This window comes from Actinocrinis sp. (assembly GCF_035650855.1).
Lineage (GTDB): Bacteria > Actinomycetota > Actinomycetes > Streptomycetales > Catenulisporaceae > Actinocrinis.
This window is the reverse complement of sequence record NZ_DASRGV010000044.1, coordinates 1-3,213: the sequence shown is the minus strand read 5'-3', so window position 1 is coordinate 3,213 and position 3,213 is coordinate 1. Positions and strand designations below refer to the sequence as shown.

Sequence of the window (3,213 nt, the reverse complement as noted above, 5' to 3'; positions counted from 1 at the left end):
CCGATCCGCCGGACCGTGCCCGCCCCGCCGTTGCGCCGGAACGCGACCACCTTCAGGTTCGGGTACTCCTCCTCGGCGGCCAGCAGCACCTGCAGCGTCTGGTCGGTGGAGGCGTCGTCCACGGCCAGCAGCTCGTAGTTGTAGCCCGCACCGTCCATGGCGGCGCAGATCCGCTTGACCTCCAGCAGCACGTGCGCGTCCTCGTTGTAGCACGGCAGGACGATGGTCACGTGCGGGGCTTCGCCGTCCTGCCCCGACGGGGCCCCGGCGGCCGACTGAGCGGCCAGCGGCTTCGCCGGATCTGTGAGCAACACGCGAGCGGTTTCCTTCCAGTCGGACCGTGGGCGTCCCCAGGGTAGTCAGCATCGCTAACATTTGGCCACGCGCCGTCCGGATGTGTCACTGGACCGCGGGCCACACTCAGATAACCTTCATCCGGCCTGACTATGTTCGCTCAGTCCGCGCCGCCCTTGCCGCTCCTGCCGAAGCTAAGACTTACGGAAACCGATGACCAGCGATTCCGAAGCAATAACTACCGAGGGCTCCACCGCAGCGCCGGTGGTTTCGGAGGAGGAATCCGCCCGCATTGTGACCGCTCACGGCTCGGGCACGGGATCGCAAGATCCGGACGTGCAGGCCGGGACGCGCCATGGCCGGCGCCCGCGGGCGCTCACCATCGTCTCGGTCCTCGCGGTCGCCCTGTTCGCGCTCTGGGGCATCGGCACCCCGCTGATCGGCAACGGATCGCTGACCACCACGGACAAGATGGTGACGTTCAGCCCCTACGCGGAGTCCGGTTTCGCGGACAGCACCACCAGCAACATGTATTTGGACGACACGTTCACCTCGGAGTTTCCCAGCATCATCCTGTACAAGCAGGCGTTGACGCATGGGCTCACGAACGGTCAGTGGGATCCGTACATGAGCGGCGGTGTGCCGCTTGCGTCCACGCCGAACTATGCGATGGCGTCACCGCTTAGCGTCGTCTACTACGTGCTGCCGGTTTGGCTCGCTCCGGCCTACGAGCGGTTGCTTGAGATCATCGTCGCGGTCGGCGGCTGCCTGCTGTTCCTGCGCCGGCTCGGGCTCTCCCGCCCGGCCGCGCTGACCGCCGGAATGGTCTTCGCGACCAGCGGTTTCATGGTGGCCTGGCTCAACTTCCCGCAGACCAGGGTGGCCTCGCTCATCCCGGCGCTGTTCTGGACCGTCGAGCGGTACCTGCAGGAACGCCGGCTGAGAGACGCCGCGCTGATCTCGCTGCCGGTCGCTTCGCTACTGCTCGGCGGCTTCCCCTCGGTGGCCGGATACGCGCTGGTGACGGCGGCGGCCTACGCGGTGGTCCGGATCGCCGTCGAGCACCGCGGCGAGCTGCGCCGGGCGTGGCGGCCAGTGGTCGGCACCGGATTGGGCGCCGCGGCCGGGGTCGGCCTCGCCGCCTTCCAGCTGCTTCCGTTCTCCTCCTTCCTGCACACCTGGTACACCGCGAACCGCGCGCAGGACGCCACCCAGCACATCGACGTGACGGCGCTGCTCACCTCGTTCGCGCCCTGGGCCTTCGGCTCGGCGGATCCGGCCCGGCCGCCGCTGTTCTACCTGGGTTTCAACTTCATCGAGTACATCGGCTACCTCAGCGCCGGCGCGGTGGTGCTGGCCCTGGTGGCTTTCGCCCTGCCGCGCGCCGGCCGGGCGCTGCTGCCACGCGCGGTGTGGGTGTTCTTCGCGGCGGCCGCGCTGGTCTGGGGCGAGCTGATCTACGTCGGCGGCTGGCCGCTTGGCGTGCTGCAGAACACCCCGGGGCTGCAGTCGTTGTTCGCGATCAACTACATCGGCCGCTCCCGCAGCGTGTTCGGCTTCGTGGTCGCGGTGCTCGCGGGCATCGGCTTCGAGCTGCTGCTGCGCCGCCGCGCGCAGCGGACGATAGCGCGGCCGCGCCCGGCGACCTGGTGGGCGGTCGGGCTGGGCGTCGTCAGCGCAGCGTTCGTCGGCCTGCTGGTGTGGTGGGGCGAGCACCACGCCAGCGCGGAGCAGGCGATGTTGCGACAGCAGAACGACCAGACCGACGTGGTCGGGCTCTACTGGCAGGAGATCGGCAAGGGCTTGCTGCTGGTCGCCGCGGCGGTCGCGTGCGTCGTGGTGCTGAGGCTCGCCGCGCGGCGCATGGCCGCGCCGGGCTACGACCGGGTGTGGCGCAAGGCCAGGTTCGCCGCCGCTGCCGTGCTCCCGGTGCTCATCGCGGTGCAGAGCGGCAGCTTCGTGTCGCTGTACAGCCCGAATTCGCCGAAGGACACGTTCTACCCGGTGACGGACACGCACTCGTTCCTCGCCGCGAACCTGGGCGAGCAGCGCTTCGCGTCCAGCGAGACGGGCATGATTTTCGGCACGAACGTGGCGTACGACCTGCGCTCGGTCAACGGACACGCCTTCATCAACCAGAACTTCACCGCACTGGTGAAGGGGGTGCCCGGCGACTCGGTGCCGTTCACGACGTACATCGACTTCGCGGCCTCGCACGCCACCGCGACCAGCCCGATCCTCGACCTGCTCGGCACGAAGTACTTCGTCACCGAGCTGAGCGATCCGGTGCTCGGCACCGAGACCCCGGCCCGGGGTGACGGCACGCAGCTGACCCTGCAGCCGGGACAACCGGTGACCGTGCCGGTGCCGATCAACGGTCCGTTGCGCGGGGTAGGCATCCTGATCCAGGGCCCCGTCGCGGACTCGCTGAGCGCGCAGGACCCGAACAGCTGGGTCGAGGTCGCGATCCACGACGCGAACGGGACGCAGATCGCCGACTCGAAGCGGCTGACCGGCACCATCGACCCCACCGACCCGAACGGCGACTTCACGGTCCCGGTGACGGCCGACGCGGTGGCCGCCGGGGCGCAGCTGACCGCGACCCTGACCTTGCACGCGAAGGACCCGCTGACCATCGCCGCGAAGAACGGCACTACTCCGGCGCTGACCGCGATCGCCGGCGCCGATGACGGGCTGCGGCTGGTGCACGTCGGGACGAACGCGATCTACGAGCGGCTGACCGCGCTGCCGCGCATCCGCTGGGCATCGCACAGCGAGCTCGTCACCAGCGAGTACAACCGGGTGCAGATGCTCGCCAACGGTCAGGTGGACGGCGACACGGTGGTGTTGTCCAGCTCCGGCCCGGCGGCGTCGGGCCAGTCCGGCACGGTGCACGTGAACGAGGACGGGCTGGACACG

2 protein-coding genes are annotated in these 3,213 nt (G+C 69.4%); one reads left to right on the top strand and one right to left on the bottom strand.

The features are described from left to right. Window positions 1–314: glycosyltransferase family 2 protein (locus VFB40_RS03630; protein WP_324847826.1), on the bottom strand; the 314-nt coding region annotated here is incomplete at its 3' end. 193 nt (window positions 315–507) lie between these two features. On the opposite strand from VFB40_RS03630, the gene VFB40_RS03625 reads away from it, so the two are divergent. Next, window positions 508–3,213 (top strand): putative glycosyltransferase family protein (locus VFB40_RS03625; RefSeq protein ID WP_324847825.1); only part of this gene is annotated, 2,706 nt, incomplete at its 3' end.